Genomic DNA, 23,334 nt, shown 5'->3' on the forward strand with positions numbered 1-23,334 from the left:
CCGATTGTCGCTGTCTTGCAGGCTCAAGCTACTGACCAGTACATTCTCGCCGTCGTCATAGGCTGGGGCTATGTGGACCGACTTGAACCGACCGCCCCTCGACGGCAATGCCCTACGACGCGCACTCGTGCGCAGTGACAACGACGACGCGCGCGTTTTCTGGAACCGCCTCGACGTTGTCGAGGAGACCGGTTCGACGAACGCGGATCTCCTTGCGCGAGCGGCAGATCCGGATGCCGACCGTCACGTTCTGATCGCCGAATATCAGGCGAGTGCCCGTGGCCGTCATTCGCGCACGTGGGTGAGTCCGCCGCAAGCGCAGATCTCGATGTCGGTTCTGCTGTCGATGCCCGGAATGAATCTCGCGGACATGGGTTGGCTCCCGCTATTGTCGGGAATCGCGGTCGTCGACGCGCTGCGCAACGTGGCCGAAGTGCCCGCAGAACTCAAGTGGCCGAACGACGTTCTCATCGGTGACAAGAAGGTCGCCGGCATTCTGGCCGAGGTGGCGAGGACGGCGCCCGATCCCGCGGTGGTGGTGGGGATCGGGCTGAACGTGAGCCTCGGCGTCGAGGAGCTGCCCGTCCCGACCGCTACGTCACTGCTGATCGAAGAAGCATCGACTGTCGACCGCGACACTCTCGTTCGCGCAATCGCCCGTGAATTGGCGACGCAATTCCGTGCTTGGGAATCGTCGAAATGGGATACATCTGTGTTGGCTGCCGAATACCGGCAGCGCTGCGGGACGCTGGGCAAACGAGTCCGCGCGGTCTTGCCGGGCGACAAGGAGGTGTTCGGTATCGCGACCGACGTCGACACTTCCGGACGCGTCGTCATCGAAATCGAGGGAACAGATGGGGAGACCTTTGCGGTCGCAGCAGGTGATATCACGCACCTTCGCGCCGCCCCGGTCACCGAATCGTGAACGTTGCCGGATTTTCTGGCACCAAAGTGCTAATTTTTGGCCCGGACCGGTTTTCGAACCAACCGTCCGTCCTTCATTTCACTCAACTGCGGGATTTACCGAGCTGCCTAGGGGCGTCATGACCACACCGATCGTTGTTCCGACCGAAGCCGAGACGGCCGAGAGCGCTCGCCGCGTACTCACCGGCGTGACGGTGCTGCTCGGTGTCCTCACATTGGGCCTGGGTATCGCGGTACTCGCGTGGCCGGATGCCACCCTGTTCGTGGTCGCGGTTGTCATTGCGATCCAGCTGTTCGGATTCGGAATCGTCCAGATCATCCGTTCGTTCGCGGACGTGACGGCTTCGGGTGGAACTCGCACGCTCGTCGCGATCTCCGGCGCGTTGGCAGTGCTCCTCGGATTCCTGGTTCTCCGTAGCCCTCTGCAGACGGTGGTTCTGATCGCATTGGTGATCGGTGCCTGGTGGGTATTCCGTGGCGTTCTCGATCTGGTCGACGCGGCGTCCGGGCACACCGTTGATCGCGGTCTATCGATCGTGCTCGGAGTCATCAGCATCGTCGCGGGTGCAATCGTCCTTCTGCAGCCCGAACTTTCACTCGACGTCTTCCGCATCGTGGTCGGCGTGTGGATGGTGCTGTACGGCATCATCATCGTCGTGACCCCGTTGGTGCTGCGAAAGCTCGCGCAGCCCTGAGCGTTGCCCTGAAGGCGGGTGTGCCTGAAAGTCGGTATGCCTGAAAGTCGGTGCGGGGTGGCAGACTTCCCGTCATGGGATATCCCGAAGACGCCCTCGCTCAGGACGAGGAACTGATACTGCATCGCCATCCTCATTGGAAGATGTTGGTGCTTCCGGCGCTGACGTTCGTGCTTGCGACGGCCGTCGCCGGGTTCTTGTTGGGCCTCGCACAGACGAGATTGGACGGCACGGCTCGCACCGTGTCGTCCATTGCCGTCGGAATCATCTGGCTCGGTGTCGTGGCCTGGCGGTCGGTTGCGCCCTTCACGGTTTGGAAGTTCACGCATTTCATCGTCACCGATCGGCGAGTGCTCATCCGCCACGGAGTGCTCACGCACACGGGTATCGACATTCCCATGGGACGGATCAGCAATGTTCAGTTCCGTCACGGCCTGATCGATCGAATGCTCAAGACCGGAACTCTGGTCATCGCATCTGCCAGTGACGATCCGCTCGAGTTCGACGACATTCCTGACGTCGAGCACGTTCACGCCCTGCTGTATCACCAGGTTTTCGATTCCATGCAGCAGCCACCATCGCAGGCACCGCAGTGGCCGTCAGGTGAAAACGACGACCCGAATGATCGAAATGGCTGGTAATCAACGTGCAAAGGCGTGTTGTCCGTAGTCTGTTCGTGTGACTGCCGTATTGCTAGCCGAAGACGACGAGGCCATTGCTGCACCCCTTTCCCGCGCCTTGGGGCGTGAAGGGTATTCGGTGACGGTCGAACCGACCGGACCCGCTGCGTTGCAGCAGGCGCTCGAAGGTGATTTCGACCTGTTGATTCTCGATCTCGGCCTTCCGGGCATGGACGGCCTCGAGGTCTGCCGACAGATTCGTGCGCATCGCACCTCGCTCGCCGTGCTGATGTTGACCGCCAGGACCGACGAAGTCGACTTCGTGGTCGGGTTGGACGCGGGCGCCGACGACTACGTCAGCAAGCCGTTTCGTCTCGCCGAGTTGATGGCACGTGTGCGAGCACTCCTGCGTCGCCACGGTGGCCGCGAGGACACGATCGTCGAGGTCGGTGGCATCAGGCTCGAGCCCGCGGCACGACGCGTACTCGTCAACGGCTCCGAAATCGCCTTGGCCAACAAGGAATACGAGCTTCTGCGGGTCCTCCTCGAGCACGCCGGGGAAGTGGTCTCGCGCGATACGATCCTTCGTGAGGTGTGGGGCGACGTCGAGCTTCGTGGATCGAAGACGCTCGACATGCACATGTCGTGGCTGCGCCGCAAGATCGGCGACGAGGGCCCCGCCGTGGAACGCAGGATTGCCACCGTCCGCGGTGTCGGTTTCCGAATCAACACCGACTAACTTCTCGAGAATCAGGAACTGCCGGCATGCGGCGTCGCATATTGCAGTCGATTCTCGCTGTCGTGATCATGACGGCGTTGCTGCTGGGGGTTCCGCTGATCTACACGGCGTGGCTCTGGGTGGAGGACGTGACGCGAAGTGATCTCCGGGTGCGCCTCGACCGGATGGCCGCTGAGGTCATCGCGCAAGAGGGGACGAACGGACTCGTCGAAGGTGCGTTGAACACCGATTCGCTCAAGGTTCTCACCCCGAACGACGGGCGCCTCGTCGTCGTGTATCCGACCGTCGTCGACGGCGCCGCACGCGTCGACGTCGGTGAGGCGACGGTCAAGAACGCACTCGTCGAATCGCTCGCGATGGGAACGTCCGGCTCGTTGCGTCTCGAGGTGCCGTCGGAGAACCTGCGCACCCAGCAGAAGCAGGCGGTGATGGCTGTCGGCGTGCTCGTGCTTCTGTCCATCACGGCAGGCACCGTGGTTGCTGTGGTCACTGCGCGTCGGCTGGCCGATCCGCTGCAGGATGTGGCCGACCGGGCGGCGCGCCTCGCCGAAGGCGACTTCCGGCCGGATCCTCGTCGGCACGACATCCCCGAACTCGACCGCGTGTCCGACGTCCTCGATGCGGCAACCGTGGAGATTTCGGTGCGGCTGCAACGAGAGCGCGCGCTGGTTGCGGACGTCTCGCATCAACTGCGCAGTCGACTGACTGCAGTGCGGCTGCGCCTGGACGAGTTGTCCGTTCACGAAGATCCTGACGTCGTGAACGAGGCCGAGGAAGCCATGGCGCAAGTGGACAGGCTCACCGACGGAATTGACGACCTGATTCGCTCGTCGCGCACCAGTGGGTCATCGGCGAGTCTGGTGTCGGTAGTCGGCGAGCTGGAACAGGTGACTCGCGACTGGCAGGCTCAGTTCGACGGAGAGGGACGCAGGCTGCGACTACGCGGCGATCGCACGGTGATGGCTGCGACCACAGGTTCGCGTCTGCGTGAAGCTGTTTCCGTTCTGGTCGACAATTCGTTCGAACACGGTGAAGGCACGTGCACGGTGTCGGTGCGTTTGATCGACGGTACGGGTCGCAGTTCGTCTCGCCGTGACTCGATGGTGTGCGTCGAGGTCACCGACGAAGGCTCCGGTGTGGAGAACGATCTGGCGCCGCACATCTTCGACAGAGGATTTTCGGGGGCGGGGTCCACCGGCGTCGGGTTGGCGCTCGCACGTGCACTGATCGAAGCCGACGGGGGCCGCCTGGAACTGCAGAGGCGTAAGCCTGCCTTGTTCGCCGTCTTCCTGCCGGTGGCCAACACGGCGCCGACCGCGGACGTCGTTCCGCACCGCGAACCGCGCTGACCGAAAGGTCGGCGCAGACGGAAAACTCAGGAGTGCCCGAGCTCCTCTTCGGCGTCAGGAATTACCGGCTCAGGCGCTGTGGTTCCGGATAACGCTGTGGTTTCGGACAATCCTGTGGTGTCGGACAGCTCGAGCGGTTCCGGATTCTCGTCGGGAAACACGAACTTGCGGAAGGCCCAGAATCGGAACGCCATCTGCAGCAGGTTGCCGATGACATATGCACTGATGAAGTCGGCGATGTTCTCCGTCGCCAGGCTGACTTCGGGTACGCGCAGGTTGAAGACGTAACTGGAGATGTACAGCGGGATGAAGCTGATGACGACACCGATGGCGCTGATGATGAAGAACAGCGCAGCTTCGTGCGCTGGTTCACGGCCACCACGGTTCTTGAACGACCACTCGCGGTTGAGAATGTACGACGCGATCACCGCGACGACGCCGGCGATGATCTTGGCCGTGATCGGCTTGGATTCGAGGATCGACAGCTTGAGTGTGTAGAAGATGCCCGAGTCGATGAGGAAGGTCGTTCCGCCGACGATCGCGAATTTGATCAGCTCGCTGTGACGCAGAGCGATGTCACGAAACGGTTGGGGTATGCGGGCAATGACCCCGTCGACAAATGGCACAACAGACGAGTTTACGAAACGAAACCGCGTTACCACCAATTTGCCGCGGATTCATCAGCAGAATCACAGATTGGGAACGCTGAATGAACGGGCGAACGCGGCACATGACAACATAGAGAGCCGTGACCGGCAACAACGATCCCGCGCAGATCCCCGCCCGCCCGACCACCCCTCGACAGGCAAAAGCATCCATGCCCGTCGTCACCATGATCGGTGGCGGACAGTTGGCCAGGATGACTCACCAGGCGGCGGTGGCCCTGGGCCAGACGCTCCGAGTGCTCTCCGGGACTTCGGACGAGCCGGCAGCTCAGGTCAGCCCCGACGTCGTGCTCGGCAGCCACACCGACCTCGATGCTCTCCGCCGTGCAGCGGTCGGTTCCAATGCACTGACCTTCGACCACGAGCACGTGCCGACCGAGCACCTCGAGGTTCTTGTTGCCGAAGGCGTGAACGTTCAGCCGCCGCCGCAGGCTCTGATCTTCGCTCAGGACAAACTGCTCATGCGTCGCAAACTTGCCGAACTGGGCGCACCCGTACCTGCGTACGCCGAAGTGACGTGGGCAGAAGACGTCGTGCGTTTCGGTGCCCAACACGGTTGGCCGCTTGTCATCAAGGCAACACGCGGAGGCTACGACGGCCGCGGAGTCTGGATCACCGACGATCAGGACGAAGCAGAAGCCATTGTCACCGAGCAGCTGGACAAGGGTGTTCCGCTGATCGTCGAGGAAATGGTCTCGATGCGTCGGGAACTGTCCGCCATGGTCGCGCGGTCGCCGTTCGGCCAGGGCGCTACGTGGCCGGTCGTAGAGACCGTTCAGCGCAACGGCCAGTGCGCCGTCGTGATCGCACCTGCTCCCGCCCTTTCGAGTGCCGTTGCCGAGGAAGCCGAACAATTGGCGTTGCGCATCGCGTCCGAGCTCGGTGTTGTCGGCTCGATGGCCGTCGAACTCTTCGAGACGACTGACGGCACTCTCGTGGTCAACGAGCTGGCCATGCGCCCGCACAACTCCGGTCACTGGACGATGGACGGCGCACGCACCTCTCAGTTCGAACAGCATCTGCGTGCAGTTCTCGACTACCCGCTCGGCGACACCTCGCCGATCGCACCGGTCACGGTGATGGCAAACGTTCTCGGTGCGCCGGAAGCTCCCGAGATGACGATGGACGAGCGCGTCCATCACCTGTTCGCGCGGATGCCTGACGCGAAGATCCACCTGTACGGCAAGGGTGAGCGCAAGGATCGCAAGATCGGACACGTCAACATCGTGGGCGGCGCCGGATCCATCGACGATCCGAATTACGTTGCCGCAGTTCGGGAACGCGCCGAGCGCGCAGCACATTGGCTTTCGTACGCAGTTTGGACCGACGGATGGGATGTACACGGTGAGTGAGAGCGCGCAGGTCGGCCTGATCATGGGCAGCGATTCGGATTGGCCGACCATGGAAGCTGCAGCCGAAGCTTTGGCCGAGTTCGGTATCCGCTTCGAGGTCGGTGTCGTCTCGGCGCACCGCACGCCTCAGCGGATGCTCGACTACGCCAAGGAAGCTTCCGGCCGCGGAATCAAGGTCATCATCGCCGGTGCCGGTGGCGCCGCGCATCTTCCGGGCATGGTTGCCTCGGCCACGCCGTTGCCCGTCATCGGTGTTCCGGTGCCGCTCAAGTACCTCGACGGTATGGATTCGCTGCTTTCGATCGTCCAGATGCCGGCCGGCGTCCCGGTGGCGACAGTGTCGATCGGTGGCGCTCGCAACGCCGGTCTGCTGGCTGCTCGGATTCTCGGTGCTTCGGATCCCACACTGCAGCAGCGGATGGTGGCGTTCCAGGAGAGCCTCGAGTCGATGGTGCTCGACAAGGACAAGGCGCTCCGCGAAAAACTGCTGGGCTGAACCTCTCGTGTGTGCACGACGCGGGCTGCCGCTGATCCGAGCGAGTCGGGGCAGCGCGCAGTCCGCGTTCGTCACCCGCGTCGCCCTGCTGTACGCCAGGATTCTCGGCGCGGACATCCGCTTCGACGACGAGTCCGGAATCTTTGTCGCCTCCGGACTGCGCTGCGGGTTCGCCAGAGGCGGAACAACTCTCGGTGGTGTGTATCTCACGCGGCGGAACACGACTCGATCCGTCCTTCGTCACGAGGCCGTTCATGCAGACCAATGGGCCAGGTACGGAATCATATTCGGCTTGTTGTACCTGCGTGAGGAACTGCGTCATCGCGGGCCGCGCAACCGCTTCGAAATCGAGGCCGGTCTCGAAGACGGCGGTTACCGCACCTGAGTGAAAGCTCGTCAGTAAAAGCTACCCTTGGCGGCATGGCTCGTTTTCCGACTAGTGAACGCTTCGTCCGCTGGAGCGCGGAACATGCTCGCGGTGTGGACATCTGCATTGCGACGGTTGCCGCACTGTTCAGCGTTGTCGTGGCGGTCGAGGCGAGTCCGCTGGCGGTGTTCATCTCGCTGGGTATGACCGTTCCGTTGGCGTGGCGACGCTCGCGCCCCGAACTCTCCGGCATGGTGATCGCAGGGTTCGCAGTTCTACACGTGATCTTCATCGGCAACACACTGCTCGCATCGGCCGTTGTCGTACCCATCTCCCTGTACGCGCTGGCCGCCTACGGCGCTCGGTGGAGTTCGCTCACCGGGCTGGTGCTCGCGTTGCTCGGCTCGATTGCCGGGACTGTTCGATACTTCGGCTACGACGGAATCCCGATGTCCTCGCAGGTCATGCAGTCCGTGGCCGTCATGATCTTCATGCTCGCGGTCTGGGCGTTCGGTGATTTGCGTCGAGTTCGTACCAAACAATTGGAAGGTCTGACCGAGCGCGCACGGTTGCTCGAACTCGAGCGTGCGCAGGAAGCGGAAATCGCGACGATCAGCGAACGCTCGAGGATTGCGCGCGAGATGCACGACATCGTCGCGCATTCGTTGACCGTTGTCATCGCTCAGGCCGACGGTGGACGCTACAGCGCGGCCAAGGATCCTCAGGCTGCAATTCAGGCACTCGAAACAATTGCCTCCACCGGCCGCCAAGCGTTGACCGACATGCGATCGCTGCTGTCCGTCCTGCGTGAGGACACGCCCCGTGATTTCTCGGTGATCCCGGGCGCCGGCGACATCGACAGTCTCTTCCACGAGTTACGCAGCAGCGGACTCGACATCGCCGTCAGTGTGACCGGGGAACCACGCGAACTCTCTGCGGGTGCGGGGTTGACGGCGTATCGCATCGTGCAGGAATCGCTGACGAACGTTCTCAAACATGCAGGGCCTGGAGCACAGGCGAGCGTCGAGATGACGTGGGCTGAAACCGAACTCGTTCTCGGTATCACCGACGACGGACGAGGCGGCAGCGCCGCGCTGGTCGAATCGTCACCAGGCGGACAGGGACTGATCGGAATGGCCGAGCGAGCCAAGCTGCACGGAGGCAAAGTAACCGCCGGGCCGAAATCAGGCGGCGGATACAGTGTCCGGGCCGTCCTGCCATATGAACGAACGTCTGGGTAGGTCTTGAAACGTCTGAAGGTCTTAAGGTGAGTGGCATGGACGAACACGTGGCTCCGATCGCAGTGGCACTGATCGACGATCAGCAGCTGGTCCGCGCAGGCTTTCGAATGGTCATCGACTCACAGCCGGATCTGTCGGTGGTTGTCGAGGCTTCGGACGGTCAGCAGGCGTTGACCGAGTTGGCCGCCCGTCATGTCGACGTCGTTCTGATGGATGTCCAGATGCCGAAGATGGACGGCATCGAGGCGACTCGTCGGCTCCTGGCCGACCCCGATGCGCCGAAGGTCGTGGTGCTCACCACCTTCGACAACGACGAGTACGTGATGTCGGCTATCCGGGCGGGCGCCAGTGGTTTCCTGCTCAAGGACGTGCCACCGGAGCAGTTGCTCGACGCCATCCGCACCGTGCACCGCGGGGACGCGGTGATCGAAGCCCGGGCCACTCGGCGACTGCTTCAGCACGTCGGGCCACTCCTGGAAGGCTCGGCGCCCGAAGCGCAGTTGCCCGAAGAGTTGACGCCGCGCGAGGTCGAGGTGCTCGAAGCCATGGCGTACGGGCTGTCGAATTCGGAGATCGCTGCGAAATTCCACGTCTCCGAGACGACAGTGAAAACCCATGTCGGACGGGTTCTTTCGAAGACTCATTCTCGTGATCGTGTACAGGCAGTCGTCTTCGCCTTCCAGATCGGACTTGTCCGGCGCGCAGATCTCCTCGGCACCGAGGGCTGACACGCCGCCCTGTCCAGTCCTACCCCGGGATGACACCGGGCTGTCCAAGATCGCCCCGCACTCCGACGCGGAGACCACTTGCGCTGCAATACCGTCGATTCCGTCATAGCGAGAAGCTTTACGGAGGGCAAAAAATGCATGCGCACACCACGACGGAACCAGCCGCAGTGCCGGCGATCACTGCCCGCGGTGTCACCAAGGTGTACGGCACCGGTGAGACCACGGTTCACGCGCTCGGCGGAGTCGACGTGGACTTCGGTCGCGAGCGGTTCACCGCGATCATGGGCCCGTCCGGCTCCGGAAAGTCGACGCTCATGCACTGCCTGGCCGGACTCGACACGGTCTCGGGTGGGCAGGTTTTCCTGGGCGACACCGAAGTCACGAAACTCGGCGACACGGAGCTCACCGAACTGCGACGCGAGCGGATCGGATTCGTCTTCCAAGCGTTCAACCTGCTACCGGTGCTCACTGCTCGGGAGAACATGCTGCTGCCGATGAAGCTGGCAGGTAGTGAACCCTCGCCCGAGTGGATGGACGAGGTGATCGGAAAGCTGGGCCTGTCGCAGCGCCTCGACCACCTGCCGCACGAGTTGTCCGGCGGTCAGCAGCAACGTGTAGCTGTCGCCCGTGCATTACTGCCCCAGCCCGACGTGATCTTTGCCGACGAGCCTACCGGCAACCTGGATTCCCGTTCCGGGACAGAGGTTCTGGGACTCTTGCGCACCAGTGTCCGGGAGACCGGTCAGACGGTCGTGATGGTGACACACGATCCGGTGGCGGCGTCGTACGCGGATCGAGTCGTGTTGATCGCGGACGGGCGTATTGCCGGAGAGATCGACCATCCCACCGTCGACTCGGTGATCGGTGCCATGCGAGCTCTCGGTGCCGACGACCTGGCCGATGTTCCTGCAGTTTCGGGTGCACTGCGATGAGAGGTCTGGCCTTTGCGCAGGCGCGGGCACATGCCGGGCGCTATGTGGCGTCGATACTCGCGGTGGTGATCGCCGTCGGATACATCGTCGCGACTTTGACCTTGAGCTCGACGGTCGACGCGAGTGTGAGCAAATCACTTGCGACGCAATACGAAACCGCAGATGTCGTCGCGTCCGGTCCAGGCGTGACAGAAGCACTGCTGAGCGCGGTGCCGGGCGTCTCGGCGGTGGCCGACGACGTGTCGACCTATGTTCGTGTCGACTCCGAGGCAAAGGGCGCGTCCTACGGGGATGCGCTCTCGATTGCCGACAATCCCGAATTGCGTTGGGAGAAGGTGTCGGAGGGATCGATTCCGGCCGGTCTGGGGCAGGTGTTGGTGAGCGCGGACTCCGGGATACCGATCGGTGCCCGAATCACAGTCACGGCACGGGATTCGACGGTCGGTGCCGCCGCACCCACCGCGGAGGTAGTCGGACTGGTCGACCTCTCCGGTTCGGCGCAACGACTGGGCGGGATCAAGATATTCACCACCGCCGAGCAGGTGAGCGCGTGGGCCGGTGACAGTGCCGAACGTGAGTTCCGTGTCGCCGGTGACGGTTCACGCTCTCAGCAACAACTCGTGGATTCGATCGCGAGCGCGTTGCCCGCGGACTCCACCGTGCTGACCGGCGAAGAAGCCACAGACAACGCCGCAGCCGAATACATGGGCGGCACCAAGATCCTCAGCACGGTGTTGCTCGCCTTCGGCGCCATCGCCGTTGTTGTTGCCGCGCTGGTGATCGCCAATACATTTGCCGTGCTGCTCGCGGCGCGCACTCAGGAACTTGCGTTGCTGCGATGCGTCGGCGCCACGGCCAAACAGGTTCGCCGGAGCATTCGCAGTGAAGCCGCGGCGGTCGGCGTGATCGCCTCGGTGATCGGCGTCGGACTCGGTGTCGGACTTGCCTGGGCAATCGGTCGCGTAGCAACGGCCGCAGATGTGCCGGTTCCTCTTTCGTCACTGAGCGTCACCCCGGTGACCGTGCTCGTCGGTCTTGCCGTCGGCATCGTGATGACGATGCTCGCTGCATCTGCGCCCGGGCGGGCGGCAACGAGGCTCTCCCCGCTGGCAGCACTGCAGCCGATGGAGTCCAAGCCTGAGAGCGTTCAGGTATCGGTGGTGCGCCGGGTTCTCGGCGTCGTGACCCTGCTCGCGGGCATCGCGATGACCGTCCTGGGAGTGACGAATCAGCAGGTGCCGGCCGCAACCGCCGGTGGACTGTTCTCGTTCCTGGGGATCGCGGCGCTGTCCGGTCGAATCGTGCCTGCACTGATCAATGCGGCCGGCGGAGTGTTGGCGAGACTGATCGGTCCGGTGGGAAGCCTGGCAGCAGGCAACGCCGGTAGGAACCCACGCCGCACCTCGGCGACAGCCACCGCATTGTTGATCGGTGTGGCCTTGACGAGCACGCTCGTCGTGGGAATCGCGACGGTCAAGGAAGCCGCACCCGCGGCGATGGACAGTCAATTCCCCGTCGACGTCATGGTGAGCAGTTCAGGTTCGGCACCGCTTCCCGCAGGGTTGGGCACAGACATCGCCGCGGTCAACGGTGTCGGCGCGGTGAGCGGTCTGGACAAGGCCGAACTGACGATCGACGGGCGCGGTTCGTTGGCCGGATTCGGCGTCGACGCTGCTCGGGTGAAAGATGTTCTGCGTACCGAGATCTCGGTACCCGCGGCCGGTCAGTTGGTGCTCTCGCCCGCTGACCTGACCGAATACAAGCTCTCGGCGGGCGATACGGCGACGGTGCGTGGGGATCGCGGCGTCGTGAACGTCAGCGTGGTCGAGGGCGTGAAAGGTCAACCAGCACTACTGGATCGAGGCGATCTCGGTGCAGCGGCCACCGCGCCGACCACCGATTCGTACTGGGTAAGGCTGGGGACGGATACTGACGAACAGGCTTTGGCCGCCACCGACCGCATCACGGAACTGGCACGCCAGGAAGCGCCGGGCAGCGATGTTCAGGGCATGACCGAGATGCGTTCAGCTCTCGATTCGATCCTCGACACCATGCTCATGGTGGTTGCCGGATTGCTGTCGGTAGCGGTGTTGATCGCTTTGATCGGCGTCGGAAACACCATGGCACTGTCCGTTCTCGAACGGCGCCGCGAATCCGGACTGCTTCGCGCACTCGGACTGACCAAGAAGGGAATTCGAGCCATGTTGATCTGGGAAGCACTGCTGGTGGCAGGAGTCGCATCGGTGATCGGAGTGCTGTTCGGGATGGTGTTCGGTGTAGCCGGTACCGCATCGGTTTTCGGGATCGAGGACGTCGCCCTCAGCGCAGTGCCGTGGGTGCAGTTGGTAGCCATCGTGTTGATCGGCGGAATCTGCGGTGTGATCGCGTCACTGCTCCCCGCTAGGCGGGCGGGGCTGGTGTCACCGGTGACAGCTCTCGCGAGCTAGCGTTCAGAACTGTTTCGTGACCTTCTCGGTGCCCACTCGGCGCGCGGTAGCTTCCGCGTCCGGGTGGGCCACCTGCACGAGTGAGGCGCCCGCGGCGAGAACTGCCAGAAGCCCGTCGATCAATTCGTCTGCCGTGTCCCACGTGCGACTGGAGAGGACACGATCCGTCGACACCAATTCGACGTTCTTCGCCGATGCCCGTGCCGCGTCGATCGTGTCCGCTACGGACCGGCCTTCGAGCGCCGAACCGGTTCCGGCGCTACGGAACTGGTCGCCGTGCACACGGATGGAGGTTGCGTAGTCGGCGACGCCGAGCGGAAGATCGCTCAAACCTTTGCCGAACGCGTCGAGGGAGAGTGCGGCTACCTCCGGTACGTCCGCAACATCGTCCAGTCGGTCGGCAGTGACAAAAGCCAGTTCGGCGTCGGCGTCGGGGGAGAGGACCACCTCACCGCCTGCCCACCACACACCCAGCAAGACGGCGACGCTCTGCCAGTGCGCGGGAAGCAGCACGGCAACTTTGCCGCCGGGCTCGAGAGCGAACTCGTCGCGAACCATGTTCGCTGTCTTTGCCGCCCAGTTGGCCAGAGTGCTCGCAGACAATTCGATGCGCTCGCCGGTGGCGTCGTCGTAGTAGGTCACGCGAGGGCCGGCCGGGTCGGCAGCCAGGATCGGTCCGAGGAGGGCGTCGGTCAGGTTGTCTACAGGCGAAGGCACGTCGTCAGCTTACGCAGCCGCTCAGTTCACACAATTTTTCAGTTGACACAGCGCGGGCCGTTGGAGGCCGCGTCGATCGGCGGACCGGGAGGGGCGGGAGTGGGGCTGGTCTCGGTGGTGCTCGACGATTCAGTCGTGCTTGTCGCTCCTTCGGACGGGGATACCGCGTCCGCGGACTGCGGGCCGCTGTAGTCCTCGGCAATGACAACCCGAACCTTGCCCGAGGACAATGACGAATCCTCCTTGACCGTCAGACCGCCGAGTGCCTCGGCGACCGCGAGTGCAGCGTCGTCGTCCGCGGACTTTGCGAACACCGTCGATTCGGTGACGTCGGAGCCGGTGTTGTTGCCGACCTGACCCTGCTTGTACCCGAGGGCACTCAACGCTTCGGAAACACCGCTGGCCAACCCTGCGATGTCACTGGCGTTTGCGACGTCGACCGTGATCGAGGACGCATTCACCGTGGTCGGTGCTTCGGAGGTCTCCTCCGAGTCCTCGCTGTCGGCGCCGACCAATCCCGCGATGTACTTCTTGACGGCCTTGGGATCGACCTTGACGATGGACTCGCCGTAATCGGTCATGCCGTTGATGTCGAGAACGGGAATTGTCTCGAATTGCACCTTGCCGCCGGCCAGATTCTGCAACTGCTTGGCGAACTCGATGATGTCCCAGTCGTCGTCGATCACGACGGAACGCTGGACAGCCGAGGTCAGCTGACTGAGCTTGCCGGGGTCACTGAGGGTTTTTGCGCTGAGTACCTTGCTGACGAGAGAAGCCATGAACACCTGCTGGCGAACGATCCGGTCCAGGTCGCCGCGAGGAAGGTCGTGTCGTTGTCGCACGAAGCTCAGCGCGTCGGCGCCGTCGAGTGTCTGTTTCCCGGCCGCGAAATTGGCTCCGGACATCGGTTCGTCTACCGGCGCGTTGAGGCACACGTCGACTCCGCCCACTGCGTTGGTCAGCAGGACGAATCCGAGTAGTCCGACTTCGGCGTAGTGATCGACGGTGATGCCGGTCAGATTCGCCACCGCTCCGATGAGCGCGGTCCGGCCGGCTTCCGTCGACTTCTTGTCTGCGTCGCTGTCGGACGACCCGTTGTTGACCAACTTCAGCCGCTCGGTTTCCTTGGTGGCACCGAACGCGGCGTTGATCTTCGACATACCGATACCCGGGACGTTGACGTACGCGTCGCGGGGAATCGAGATCGCGGTCGCGGAACTCCCGTCGTTGGGGACGCGGATCAAGATGATGGTGTCGGTATTGGACGCAACTTCCTCACCTGCGCGCAACGAGTCGAGCTCGCTTTGTGAGAGCGGGTTGCCGTGCGCGTCGGTTCGACTGTCCGTTCCCACCATCAGAATGTCGATTGCTCCGTCCTTGCCGCCACCGAGGCCGAGTCCGCTGGCAGTGGCAAGGCTGTTTCTCAACGAGTCCACACCCCGCCATGCGAACCCGGTGACCAGCAGTACGAGCACGGACAGCACCGCGACCGCTATGCGAGCCGGGCTCGTCTTGGTCCGAATCGGCGCAGGTCGTGGACGCGCGCGGCGCTGCGGTTGCTGGTGGGACACCCCTTCAGGTTACTGGTCCGATGCTCGGCCGCGGGTACCTCGACGCGGCGTGCCAGACTCAACCGTGTGACGAATATCCTGCTCACCGGCGCCCGAGGGCAGCTCGGAACACGTATCGATGCTCTCGCAACGTCGGCGGGTCACACTGTGACGGCCGTCGGTTCCCGCGAGCTCGACATCACCGACAGCCGCGCGGTTGACGACTTCGTCTCGCCTGATTCGGTGCTGATCAACTGCGCTGCGTACACGGCCGTCGATGCTGCCGAGACCGACCAGGAGGCGGCGAGCGCGGTCAACGAGATCGGACCGCGGAATCTCGCGCAAGCCTGTGCGCGGGCGGGTTCGCGGTTGATCCACGTTTCGACAGACTACGTCTTTCCAGGCGATGCAAGCTCGCCATACGACGTCGATGCACCGACCGGTCCCGCGACGGTCTACGGCCGAACCAAACTGGACGGCGAGATCGCTGTTCGAGAGTCGGGGGCTGACGCGGCCGTTGTCCGCACCGCGTGGGTGTATTCCGGTGTCGGCACGGATTTTGTCGCCACGATGAGAAGGCTCGAAGCCGAACGCGAATTCGTGAACGTCGTGGACGACCAGATCGGGTCACCCACGTACAGCGTCGATCTGGCCGGCGGCATCGTCGAACTCGCGCTGCTGGACTTCACGGGTGCGTCGACATTCCACGTGACCAATGGCGGGCAAGCAAGTTGGTACGAGTTGGCGCGAGCTGTTTTCGAGGAGATCGGAGCAGACCCTGCTCGGGTGCGCCCGTGCAGTAGTGCGGAGTTCGTACGCCCTGCCCCGCGCCCGGCATATTCGGTCTTGTCCGAGCGCGCGTGGGTTACCGCGGGAATGACGCCGCTGCGTCCGTGGCGAGAGGCTCTGCACGCCGCTCTGGCGTGAGCATTGTTCGGGACAGTGGCCGCGGACGGCTAGGCTGACCGGCGTGAGTCCCAAGCTGGCCGTGGTAACGGTGACCTACTCGCCAGGCGAGCATCTCGAGAATTTCTTGAGCACGCTCGCTGTGGCGACGACAGAAAAACCCCAGGTCATCATGGCCGACAATGGGTCGACCGATGGTGCCCCCGAGGCCGCCGATGCCAAGTACGAGCATGTCCGTCTGCTTCGAACCGGCGGAAACATCGGGTACGGGGGAGCGATAAATCGGGCTGTAGCGGAGATCGATTCGTCGATCGAATTCGTCGTGATTTCCAACCCGGACGTCCAATGGGCACCCGGTTCACTCGACGAATTGGTGGCTGCGGCAAATCGGTGGCCAAGGGCCGGTGCACTGGGGCCGAAGGTCCTCGAACCGGACGGCAGTGTCTATCCGTCGGCGCGAACGGTGCCCGACATCACCTCGGGCGTCGGGCACGCGTTGCTCGGTACCGTATGGCCGAAGAACCCGTGGACTGCTCGTTACCGTCAGGAGAACGAGGCCGTCACCGAGCGTGCAGTGGGGTGGCTTTCCGGGTCGTGCCTGCTGGTGCGACGCGACGCCTTCGACACCATCTCAGGTTTCGACTCTCGTTACTTCATGTACATGGAGGACGTGGACTTCGGTGACCGCCTCGGAAAAGCCGGGTGGCTCAACGTATTCGTCCCCTCGGCCGTCGTCACCCATGCCAAAGGCCATGCGGCAGGACGTCATCCGGAACTGATGTTGCCTGCCCATCATCGCAGTGCGTACCAGTTCCAGGCTGATCGCCATCCGCACTGGTGGCAGGCTCCGCTACGACTTGCCTTGCGCGGTGGCCTCGCGGTGCGATCCAAGATCGCCGTAGCTTCTGCAGTTCGCGAGCGCGCTCGCACCGACAACTCGACCGACAACCCATCAGTTTCGAACCACGGGGGAAAATGATGTCCGATCCGAATCCGACCGACGCCGTAATCCTGGTAGGCGGCAAAGGCACTCGGCTGCGTCCGCTGACGCTGTCGGCACCCAAGCCGATGCTTCCGACCGCCGGCCTGCCGTTCCTGACGCACCTGCTCGCCCGCATCGAGGCAGCCGGAATCAAGCACGTCGTGCTCGGAACGTCCTTCAAGGCAGAGGTATTCGAGGACTACTTCGGCGACGGCTCCAAGATGGGCCTCGAGATCGACTACGTCTTCGAGACCGAACCGCTGGGCACCGGTGGCGGAATCCGCAACGTTCTGCCGAAGTTGCGCGGTGACAACGTCATGGTGTTCAACGGCGACGTGCTCGGTGGCACCGATCTGAACGGCATTCTCGAGACCCACGAGAAGACGGACGCCGACGTGACCCTGCATCTGGTTCGTGTGGGAGACCCGCGAGCATTCGGTTGTGTTCCGACCGACGAGGACGGACGAGTCTCGGCATTCCTGGAGAAGACCCAGGATCCGCCGACGGATCAGATCAACGCCGGCTGCTACGTCTTCAAGCGCGAGATCATCGAACAGATCCCCGAAGGACGACCGGTGTCGGTCGAGCGCGAGGTGTTCCCGAATCTGCTGGCCGAGGGCAAGCGGGTGTTCGGCCACGTCGACTCGTCGTACTGGCGTGACATGGGAACCCCCGAGGACTTCGTTCGCGGTTCCGCCGACCTGGTGCGAGGTATCGCACCTTCGCCGGCTCTCGAAGGTCCGCGCGGCGAGTCGCTGGTTCACCCCGGAGCCGGAATCGCGCCGGGCGCTGTTCTGATCGGCGGCACGGTTGTCGGTCGAGGCGCAGAAGTTGGTGCAGGCGCTCGCCTCGACGGTGCAATTCTCTTCGACGGCGCCGTTGTGGAAGCCGGGGCGGTGGTCGAACGATCGATCCTCGGATTCGGCGTCCGTATCGGACCCCGAGCGCTGGTCCGCGACGCTGTCATCGGAGACGGTGCGGACATCGGTGCGCGGTGTGAATTGTTGCGCGGCGCACGCGTGTGGCCGGGGGTGACGCTGCCGGACGGTGGCGTGCGCTTCAGCACAGATGTGTGATCGTTAGCTGACCTACTGGAATACTGGCGGGTATGACTTCTCTTCCGAGCCGTTACGTTGCCCTCGGTGACTCGTTCACCGAGGGCGTCGGCGACGCCGACGAACGATTCCCCAACGGTCTGCGCGGGTGGGCAGACCGAGTGGCCGAGCAGCTGGCGGTGAACAATCCCGACTTCCGCTACGCCAACCTGGCGATTCGTGGTCGCCTACTCGGACCGATCATCGACGAGCAGTTGGAACCCGCTCTGGCGTTGAAGCCCGATCTGGTGACCATCTACGCCGGCGGAAACGACATGATGCGTCCGAAGCTCGACATCGATGCGATGGTCGCCCGCTACGATTCGGCAATCGGTCAGCTCACTGCATCCGGCGCTCGGGTTCTGATGTTCACCGCGTACGACACCGGATGGTCCGCCTTCTTCGGCAAGCTCCGCGGACGTCTGGCGATCTACAACGAGCTTGTTCGCGAGGTGGCCGACCGCCACGACGCGACCCTCGTCGACTTCTGGCGATTCTCCGAATATCAGGACCTTCGGATGTGGGACTGGGATCGCCTCCACATGTCGCCCTCCGGGCACGAGAACATGGCGACGCGTGTGCTCGACGTGCTCGGCGTCGAACACGGATTGACCCCGCCCGATCTCGGGCCTGCGCCGGTCCTCACGAAAGCCGAAACTCGTCGCGAGGATCGTCAATGGGCGCGAGAGTTCTTGGTGCCGTGGGTAGCTCGGCGCGTGAAGGGAACATCGTCGGGCGACGGCGTGAGCGCCAAGCAGCCCCAGCTTTCTCCGATTCAGTCCTGATTCTTGCGCTGACGGGCGAGCGCGACCAGGTGGTCGATGGTCTCGCGTTCCGCTGTAGGTGGGAGCGCGTCCACCGGCCACCATCTGAGGTCGGTGGACTCTGCGCTGCGGACGATATGTGAATTGTCCGGCGCCACAACAAGAAACCGTAGATCGAGATGTCGAGTCGGTACTCCGAGTGAGCACGTGATCGGATGCGTGTGGGCGGAGAGTAGGTCCGCGTCTATCTGAACGTCGTGAATTCCGGACTCCTCGCGAGCTTCCCGCAATGCCGCATCTACCACCGTCTCGTCGTCGGGCTCGCAGTGGCCGCCGAGCTGAATCCACCTGCCCACCTTGGGATGCAGGGTCAGCAAGACGTGGCAGCCACTCTCGTCGAGAACGAGAGACGACGCGGTGATGTGTCCCGGTGCGTGGCGACGAAGGCAGCCGTCCGGAGCCGAATCGAGGAACGCGAGCATCGTGTGCCGCAACGATTCGTCCGCTTCGGAGGACGTCTCCCAGCCCTCCAGGACGCCCTTGGCGGAGGCGTGCAGCGATTCGGCTGACATGGACCTACAGCTCCACCAACGCGTCCCCGGGGGCGGAGACAGAGCGCGGAGTCAGTGGTTCGAGGGGGTGCCCGATTGCGATGGCACCGAGTGGCTGCCAATCCGCCGGGAGATCGAGTTGTTCGCGTACGAGATCGGCGGCGAAGATCGTCGATCCGATCCAGCAGCTTCCCACGCCGCGGGTGGCCAACGAGACCAGCAGTCCCTGCACTGCCGCGCCGGCGGCGACCGTGAACATCGTCGACTCCGCCGCGGTTCGTCCGGCATCCGGATAACTGTGTGCGCCATCGGGCACGCAGAAGGGAATGACGACCTCGGGGGCGTCGAACAGGATGTTTCCGCGGGCAACCCGGGCCTCGACGGATTCGTCACTGCGACCGTCGGCGCGAAGATCGGCGGCCCACTTCTCGCGCATCTGCGCGAGGAGAGCCGTGCGGACCGACTCCGTGCGTAGCCACACGAATCGAACCGGTCTCGTGTGGTGCGGTGCGGGAGCGGTGAGTGCCTCGGCGATCGAGCTGCGAATGATCTCCGCGTCGACGGGATCACTTGCGAACTGTCGGACCGATCGACGCAACAGCAGCGCCTGGCCACGGCCCATCGCCGTAGCTTCCTCGGTGCCCAGCCAGAACAGATCGTCCGGGCCGCGGCGAATCAGATCCTGGCCACTCGAACCGTCGTCCTCGAACCGAAGCCCACGAACGACGGCGACGGGAACGCCGCCCAGCTTGCCCTTGACCAAGTCGCCCGCAGCGGCGATTTCGTCCGCGATCGCGATCTCGGTGACGATCAGATCGTTGCCCTGACTGTCCTGTGCTCCGAGGTAGCCGTGCAGGACCGGAATGCCGGACGAACCGATTGCGGCGTCGGTCTGCCCGTTGCGCCACGCACGACCCATCGTGTCGGTGACGACGACGGCGACGGACTTGCCCGTGCTCTCGAGAATTCGGGCGCGCAGACCCGCAGCGCTCGCATCCGGATCCACGGGGAGTAGCGCCAATTCGGCACCGTCGACGTTGGAGCCGTCGATGCCCGATGCGGCCTGCACGATTCCGAGTTTGTTCTCGGTGATCAGAGTGCGGCCCTTGCGTGCCACGACGCGGACGGCTTCCTGATCCACCAGGAGGCGTCGTGCCGCGTCGCGCTCTTCCGGATCGGTCGGTGAGGAAACGACGCGACCCTCGACTTTGGAGAACACCTTGCTCGTGACGACAACGACGTCGCCGCTTTCGAGCCACGGCGTCGCGTCGACGACAGCGGTGGCCAAGTCGTCCCCGGGCCGGAACTCGGGAAGCCCGAGCACGGGAATGACTTCGATTGCGGCGCCGGGGGAGTGATCACCGGGAGAGTGATTTCTGTCGCGGCTTGCTTCGGTTCCGGGCTCGGTCACAGTTCGACTCCGGCGATCTCGAAAGCCGTGCGAACCATTTTGGCGGTCTCTTCGGGGGACGTCATCAAAAGTGGGATGCTTCGCACGTCCACCCCGTCGATGTCGGCCGTGTCACCTTCGTCGACGAGCCAGCCGTCGAGAATACCGTTGATCGAACGAGCTCCGTAGTGGCGACCGATCGCCTCCGAAGTCGTCTCGACCCCGATCACCTCGAGGCACTCGTCAGCCATGCCGCGCAACGGTTTTCCGCCGATGACGGGGGAGAGGCCGACAACCTTGGCCGCGGTTGTTCGCAGGGCACCGCGAATGCCGGGCACCGCGAGGATCGCGCCGACGCTCACGACGGGATTGGACGGTGCGATCAGCACGATGTCGGCACCGTCGATCGCCTCGACTACCCCTGGCGCAGGCTTGGCCTGCTCGGCGCCGACGTGAGCGAAGCTGTGCGTTTCCACCTGTGCCCGATGGCGTACCCACCACTCCTGGAAATGAATCGCCTTCTGCTCACCGTCTTCCGGATCGGTGATCACGACGTGTGTTTCGCTGCGGTCGTCGCTCACGGGAAGCAGTGCGACACCGGGATTCCAGCGATTGCACAACGCTTCGGTGATCGCGGACAACGGATATCCCGTGCGGAGCATCTGGCTGCGAATCAAATGCGTTGCGATATCGCGATCTCCGAGGCCGAACCAGTCCGGCTTCGCGCCGTACGCGGCGAGTTCTTCTTTCGCATTCCAGGTTTCGCCGGCGTGCCCCCACCCGCGTTCGGTGTCGATGCCGCCGCCGAGTGTGTACATACAAGTGTCCAGATCGGGGCAGATGCGCAGACCGTGCATCCACACGTCGTCCCCGACGTTGACGACGGCCGTGATGCGATGTGGGCCTTCGTATTTCTCGAGGGATTCACCACCGGCGATTCCGAGCGCGTTTTGAACACCTTGAAGGAAACGGGCCCCGCCGACGCCGCCAACCAATACAGTCACGTTCACGACAACAGAGCCTAGGCGGTCGGCGCGTCGTCGTGTCTGGCGGGCAGAAGGTCCCGTCAATTGAGGGCCGGAATACTAATGGATTCATCTCGTTTAGCTTGACCGCGACACGCTGGACGTGTGTAATCTCAAATGTGTCATTCCAACCGCTACTTGTGAGTTCACTTGCAGCGGGGCCGGTTTCGAACACAGTTTCGAACGGTCGACGGGGTGGGGTTGAAGATGGAGTGAAAATTCTGCGCTATTACAGGTGAGGAGGCGGAACGATGCCCAATGAAAATGTCGAGATCAGTTCTCTCGCAATGACAGTAAGCGACGAACCGCAGACCGATTCCCGAGCAGGCGCAGCAGAAGGTGCCTGCAGCAGTGAGTTCGACGGTATGAGTACTCGGCCAGTGCTGAGTCTCGTCACCGGCTTCGAAGAATTGTTCGACACCATCGAGGATCAGTGGCAGGAGCGTGCTCTCTGCGCGCAGACCGATCCCGAAGCGTTCTTTCCTGAAAAGGGAGGATCGACGAGGGAAGCAAAACGGATCTGCCTCGGTTGTGAAGTTCGTGACGAGTGCCTCGAGTACGCGCTCGCGAACGACGAACGGTTCGGAATCTGGGGAGGGTTGTCCGAGCGCGAGCGTCGGCGACTCAAGCGGGGGATCATCTGATCTGCTGCTGAATCGGTTCTGTCAGCGTCGGGGCTGACGGGCGGTCTTCGAAAGTCTGACCTGCAACGGGGAATTGCAGGTCAAGCAACGACTGTTTTGTTCTTCGTGTGGATTTACTTCTTCGTGTGACATCAGTTTTTTCGTCTGACAGTGCGTCAGTCCTCGTCGGGCAGTATCAGTCCTCGTCGGGCAGCGTGGGGTCGATGACCTGTGGGTCGACGCCCAGATACGTGCCGACTTGATGGACCAACACGTCGTGCACCAGATCCGTGAGTTCTTCCGGATCCTTCGCTCGCTGCTCCAATGGGCGGCGAAACAGCACAATTCTTGCGCGAGTCGTATTTCCGTGACGGTCGATTCCGGCCGGAATCAGTCGTGACAGTGGAACCGGGCCGTCTGCGATGACCTCCGGCGGCCATGTGACGGACTCCGGATCGTGCGCGTGAATCTTCGGAACTTCGTCCACTGCGATGTCGAGTTTCGTCAGCCGGTCGTGCCATGCGAGGTCGACGGGAGAGAAGGCGTCGAGCACCAGGAGATCGAACTTCTCCGCGCGGGTACGCCTGGCGGGCACCTCCGGGGGAAGTAGCGGTCCGCGCAGGCCACGGCCGTGTCGCTCGATGGAACGAGTGGTGACCGAGCGTCGGCGGCGGGCTTGTGGCATGGCGCCAGATTACGACAGGAGAAACTGCTCGGTGTGTCCGAGTAGGTTCCGGACGTGGGGAGGGCTAGGCTCCGTACCTGTGAGATCTCTGCGTCGCTGCTGCCGCCCCGGGTGCAAGAACCCCGCCGTCGCGACGCTTACGTATGTCTACTCGGACTCCACTGCGGTTGTCGGGCCGCTGGCAACCGTCGCCGAGCCCCATTCATGGGATTTGTGTGACACTCACGGCTCTCGAATCACCGCCCCCAAGGGGTGGGAACTCGTCCGCCACGAAGGCGGATTCGCGTCGAGTACTCCCGACGAAGACGATCTGACCGCTTTGGCCGAAGCTGTACGGGAGGCCGGTCTCGGAGATCGCAGCAAGTCCAACGTCGATGCAGATGAGGACATACGTCCCGCAGCTCCGAGTACTGCCCGTACAGGGCGTCGTGGACACCTACGCGTTCTGCCCGACCCGTCCAACTGACGCGAGATTCGTCGCCGTAGACGCTA

The 23,334-nt window shown here is 63.4% G+C and carries 25 protein-coding genes; 18 read left to right on the forward strand and 7 right to left on the reverse strand.

Annotation, left to right across the window (positions count from 1 at the left end):
* Window positions 1–70: 70 nt before the first annotated feature.
* From GN300_RS21410 to GN300_RS21430, 5 genes are all read left to right on the forward strand, one after another.
* Complete coding sequence (locus tag GN300_RS21410; RefSeq protein ID WP_003940755.1) at window positions 71–925, forward strand: biotin--[acetyl-CoA-carboxylase] ligase; 855 nt, start codon at window positions 71–73, stop codon at window positions 923–925.
* 118 nt (window positions 926–1,043) lie between these two features.
* Window positions 1,044–1,619, forward strand: a complete 576-nt coding sequence (locus GN300_RS21415; RefSeq protein ID WP_007731150.1) for an HdeD family acid-resistance protein — start codon at window positions 1,044–1,046, stop codon at window positions 1,617–1,619.
* Between the two features lie 74 nt (window positions 1,620–1,693).
* On the forward strand, window positions 1,694–2,260 hold the full coding sequence (locus GN300_RS21420; RefSeq protein WP_003941034.1) for a PH domain-containing protein: 567 nt from the start codon (window positions 1,694–1,696) through the stop codon (window positions 2,258–2,260).
* 37 nt (window positions 2,261–2,297) lie between these two features.
* Window positions 2,298–2,978: a response regulator transcription factor gene (locus tag GN300_RS21425; RefSeq protein WP_003940916.1), complete on the forward strand. Its 681-nt coding sequence runs from the start codon at window positions 2,298–2,300 to the stop codon at window positions 2,976–2,978.
* 26 nt (window positions 2,979–3,004) lie between these two features.
* A complete protein-coding gene (locus GN300_RS21430) occupies window positions 3,005–4,327 on the forward strand; it encodes a HAMP domain-containing sensor histidine kinase (RefSeq protein ID WP_007731154.1) in 1,323 nt (440 codons plus the stop codon).
* A gap of 26 nt (window positions 4,328–4,353) precedes the next feature.
* Here the strand turns inward: GN300_RS21430 and GN300_RS21435 are convergent, their stop codons facing one another.
* Window positions 4,354–4,953: a GtrA family protein gene (locus GN300_RS21435; RefSeq protein WP_063316643.1), complete on the reverse strand. Its 600-nt coding sequence runs from the start codon at window positions 4,951–4,953 to the stop codon at window positions 4,354–4,356.
* A 191-nt stretch (window positions 4,954–5,144) separates the two neighbouring features.
* Here GN300_RS21435 and GN300_RS21440 point away from each other — a divergent pair, with 191 nt between their 5' ends.
* The 7 genes from GN300_RS21440 to GN300_RS21470 all read left to right on the forward strand — a co-directional run bounded on the left by GN300_RS21440 (window position 5,145) and on the right by GN300_RS21470 (window position 12,555).
* On the forward strand, window positions 5,145–6,344 hold the full coding sequence (locus GN300_RS21440) for a 5-(carboxyamino)imidazole ribonucleotide synthase (protein WP_245361607.1): 1,200 nt from the start codon (window positions 5,145–5,147) through the stop codon (window positions 6,342–6,344).
* Entirely contained in the window at window positions 6,328–6,840 is a 513-nt protein-coding gene (purE, locus tag GN300_RS21445) for a 5-(carboxyamino)imidazole ribonucleotide mutase (protein WP_063316641.1), read from the forward strand. Before GN300_RS21440 ends, purE begins: the two co-directional genes overlap by 17 nt.
* 7 nt (window positions 6,841–6,847) lie before the next feature.
* On the forward strand, window positions 6,848–7,225 hold the full coding sequence (locus GN300_RS21450; RefSeq protein WP_054187635.1) for a hypothetical protein: 378 nt from the start codon (window positions 6,848–6,850) through the stop codon (window positions 7,223–7,225).
* A 35-nt stretch (window positions 7,226–7,260) separates the two neighbouring features.
* The gene (locus GN300_RS21455; RefSeq protein ID WP_063316640.1) at window positions 7,261–8,448 is read left to right on the forward strand and encodes a sensor histidine kinase; all 1,188 of its coding nucleotides are present in this window, start codon (window positions 7,261–7,263) and stop codon (window positions 8,446–8,448) included.
* A gap of 35 nt (window positions 8,449–8,483) precedes the next feature.
* Complete coding sequence (locus tag GN300_RS21460; RefSeq protein ID WP_003940960.1) at window positions 8,484–9,176, forward strand: response regulator transcription factor; 693 nt, start codon at window positions 8,484–8,486, stop codon at window positions 9,174–9,176.
* A 134-nt stretch (window positions 9,177–9,310) separates the two neighbouring features.
* Complete coding sequence (locus GN300_RS21465; protein ID WP_042450120.1) at window positions 9,311–10,108, forward strand: ABC transporter ATP-binding protein; 798 nt, start codon at window positions 9,311–9,313, stop codon at window positions 10,106–10,108.
* Window positions 10,105–12,555, forward strand: a complete 2,451-nt coding sequence (locus tag GN300_RS21470) for an ABC transporter permease (protein ID WP_063316639.1) — start codon at window positions 10,105–10,107, stop codon at window positions 12,553–12,555. Before GN300_RS21465 ends, GN300_RS21470 begins: the two co-directional genes overlap by 4 nt.
* A 3-nt stretch (window positions 12,556–12,558) precedes the next feature.
* Here the strand turns inward: GN300_RS21470 and GN300_RS21475 are convergent, their stop codons facing one another.
* Window positions 12,559–13,272 carry a TIGR03089 family protein gene (locus GN300_RS21475; protein WP_063316638.1) on the reverse strand — a complete coding sequence of 238 codons (714 nt, stop codon included), beginning with the start codon at window positions 13,270–13,272 and terminating at the stop codon, window positions 12,559–12,561.
* A 38-nt stretch (window positions 13,273–13,310) separates the two neighbouring features.
* Window positions 13,311–14,795 (reverse strand): LCP family protein, encoded by a 1,485-nt coding sequence (locus GN300_RS21480; RefSeq protein ID WP_063316750.1) that lies wholly within the window; start codon window positions 14,793–14,795, stop codon window positions 13,311–13,313.
* A gap of 114 nt (window positions 14,796–14,909) precedes the next feature.
* On the opposite strand from GN300_RS21480, the gene rfbD reads away from it, so the two are divergent.
* The 4 genes from rfbD to GN300_RS21500 are packed head-to-tail and all read left to right on the forward strand — an operon-like array spanning window position 14,910 to window position 18,589.
* The gene (rfbD, locus tag GN300_RS21485) at window positions 14,910–15,749 is read left to right on the forward strand and encodes a dTDP-4-dehydrorhamnose reductase (protein WP_063316637.1); all 840 of its coding nucleotides are present in this window, start codon (window positions 14,910–14,912) and stop codon (window positions 15,747–15,749) included.
* Between the two features lie 43 nt (window positions 15,750–15,792).
* Window positions 15,793–16,707, forward strand: a complete 915-nt coding sequence (locus GN300_RS21490; protein ID WP_003940999.1) for a glycosyltransferase family 2 protein — start codon at window positions 15,793–15,795, stop codon at window positions 16,705–16,707.
* Complete coding sequence (locus tag GN300_RS21495) at window positions 16,704–17,786, forward strand: sugar phosphate nucleotidyltransferase (protein ID WP_037125580.1); 1,083 nt, start codon at window positions 16,704–16,706, stop codon at window positions 17,784–17,786. The genes GN300_RS21490 and GN300_RS21495 overlap by 4 nt, the downstream gene beginning before the upstream one ends.
* 32 nt (window positions 17,787–17,818) lie before the next feature.
* Window positions 17,819–18,589, forward strand: a complete 771-nt coding sequence (locus GN300_RS21500) for an SGNH/GDSL hydrolase family protein (protein ID WP_003940765.1) — start codon at window positions 17,819–17,821, stop codon at window positions 18,587–18,589.
* Here GN300_RS21500 and GN300_RS21505 read toward each other — a convergent pair.
* Genes GN300_RS21505 through cofD form a run of 3 tightly spaced genes read right to left on the reverse strand, consistent with a single transcriptional unit; the run spans window position 18,580 to window position 21,519 of the window.
* Complete coding sequence (locus tag GN300_RS21505; protein WP_063316636.1) at window positions 18,580–19,140, reverse strand: NUDIX hydrolase; 561 nt, start codon at window positions 19,138–19,140, stop codon at window positions 18,580–18,582. The genes GN300_RS21500 and GN300_RS21505 overlap by 10 nt on opposite strands.
* Window positions 19,141–19,144: 4 nt before the next feature.
* Window positions 19,145–20,530 carry a coenzyme F420-0:L-glutamate ligase gene (locus GN300_RS21510; RefSeq protein WP_063316635.1) on the reverse strand — a complete coding sequence of 462 codons (1,386 nt, stop codon included), beginning with the start codon at window positions 20,528–20,530 and terminating at the stop codon, window positions 19,145–19,147.
* Window positions 20,527–21,519 (reverse strand): 2-phospho-L-lactate transferase, encoded by a 993-nt coding sequence (cofD, locus tag GN300_RS21515; protein WP_003940958.1) that lies wholly within the window; start codon window positions 21,517–21,519, stop codon window positions 20,527–20,529. The genes GN300_RS21510 and cofD overlap by 4 nt, the downstream gene beginning before the upstream one ends.
* A 380-nt stretch (window positions 21,520–21,899) precedes the next feature.
* On the opposite strand from cofD, the gene GN300_RS21520 reads away from it, so the two are divergent.
* Window positions 21,900–22,178: a WhiB family transcriptional regulator gene (locus GN300_RS21520; RefSeq protein ID WP_020907098.1), complete on the forward strand. Its 279-nt coding sequence runs from the start codon at window positions 21,900–21,902 to the stop codon at window positions 22,176–22,178.
* 175 nt (window positions 22,179–22,353) lie between these two features.
* Here GN300_RS21520 and GN300_RS21525 read toward each other — a convergent pair whose 3' ends face one another.
* Window positions 22,354–22,842, reverse strand: coding sequence for a metallopeptidase family protein (locus GN300_RS21525; protein WP_003940797.1), 489 nt, complete (start codon window positions 22,840–22,842; stop codon window positions 22,354–22,356).
* A gap of 79 nt (window positions 22,843–22,921) precedes the next feature.
* On the opposite strand from GN300_RS21525, the gene GN300_RS21530 reads away from it, so the two are divergent.
* Entirely contained in the window at window positions 22,922–23,308 is a 387-nt protein-coding gene (locus tag GN300_RS21530) for a DUF3499 domain-containing protein (RefSeq protein WP_007731177.1), read from the forward strand.
* Window positions 23,309–23,334 lie beyond the last annotated feature (26 nt).

The sequence above is a fragment of the Rhodococcus sp. Ni2 genome, assembly GCF_021352185.1.
Taxonomy (GTDB): domain Bacteria; phylum Actinomycetota; class Actinomycetes; order Mycobacteriales; family Mycobacteriaceae; genus Rhodococcus_F; species Rhodococcus_F qingshengii.

What these genes read in the sequence shown, in the direction of transcription:
- GN300_RS21520 (WP_020907098.1), top strand. Translation starts at nt 21,900, where the DNA reads ATGAGTACTCGGCCAGTGCTGAGTCTCGTCACCGGCTTCGAAGAATTG.
- GN300_RS21420 (WP_003941034.1), top strand. Translation starts at nt 1,694, where the DNA reads ATGGGATATCCCGAAGACGCCCTCGCTCAGGACGAGGAACTGATACTG.
- GN300_RS21525 (WP_003940797.1), bottom strand. Translation starts at nt 22,842, where the DNA reads ATGCCACAAGCCCGCCGCCGACGCTCGGTCACCACTCGTTCCATCGAG.
- GN300_RS21500 (WP_003940765.1), top strand. Translation starts at nt 17,819, where the DNA reads ATGACTTCTCTTCCGAGCCGTTACGTTGCCCTCGGTGACTCGTTCACC.
- GN300_RS21430 (WP_007731154.1), top strand. Translation starts at nt 3,005, where the DNA reads ATGCGGCGTCGCATATTGCAGTCGATTCTCGCTGTCGTGATCATGACG.
- GN300_RS21410 (WP_003940755.1), top strand. Translation starts at nt 71, where the DNA reads ATGTGGACCGACTTGAACCGACCGCCCCTCGACGGCAATGCCCTACGA.
- GN300_RS21470 (WP_063316639.1), top strand. Translation starts at nt 10,105, where the DNA reads ATGAGAGGTCTGGCCTTTGCGCAGGCGCGGGCACATGCCGGGCGCTAT.
- GN300_RS21495 (WP_037125580.1), top strand. Translation starts at nt 16,704, where the DNA reads ATGATGTCCGATCCGAATCCGACCGACGCCGTAATCCTGGTAGGCGGC.
- GN300_RS21465 (WP_042450120.1), top strand. Translation starts at nt 9,311, where the DNA reads ATGCATGCGCACACCACGACGGAACCAGCCGCAGTGCCGGCGATCACT.
- GN300_RS21440 (WP_245361607.1), top strand. Translation starts at nt 5,145, where the DNA reads ATGCCCGTCGTCACCATGATCGGTGGCGGACAGTTGGCCAGGATGACT.
- GN300_RS21455 (WP_063316640.1), top strand. Translation starts at nt 7,261, where the DNA reads ATGGCTCGTTTTCCGACTAGTGAACGCTTCGTCCGCTGGAGCGCGGAA.
- GN300_RS21505 (WP_063316636.1), bottom strand. Translation starts at nt 19,140, where the DNA reads ATGTCAGCCGAATCGCTGCACGCCTCCGCCAAGGGCGTCCTGGAGGGC.
- GN300_RS21460 (WP_003940960.1), top strand. Translation starts at nt 8,484, where the DNA reads ATGGACGAACACGTGGCTCCGATCGCAGTGGCACTGATCGACGATCAG.
- GN300_RS21415 (WP_007731150.1), top strand. Translation starts at nt 1,044, where the DNA reads ATGACCACACCGATCGTTGTTCCGACCGAAGCCGAGACGGCCGAGAGC.
- purE (WP_063316641.1), top strand. Translation starts at nt 6,328, where the DNA reads ATGTACACGGTGAGTGAGAGCGCGCAGGTCGGCCTGATCATGGGCAGC.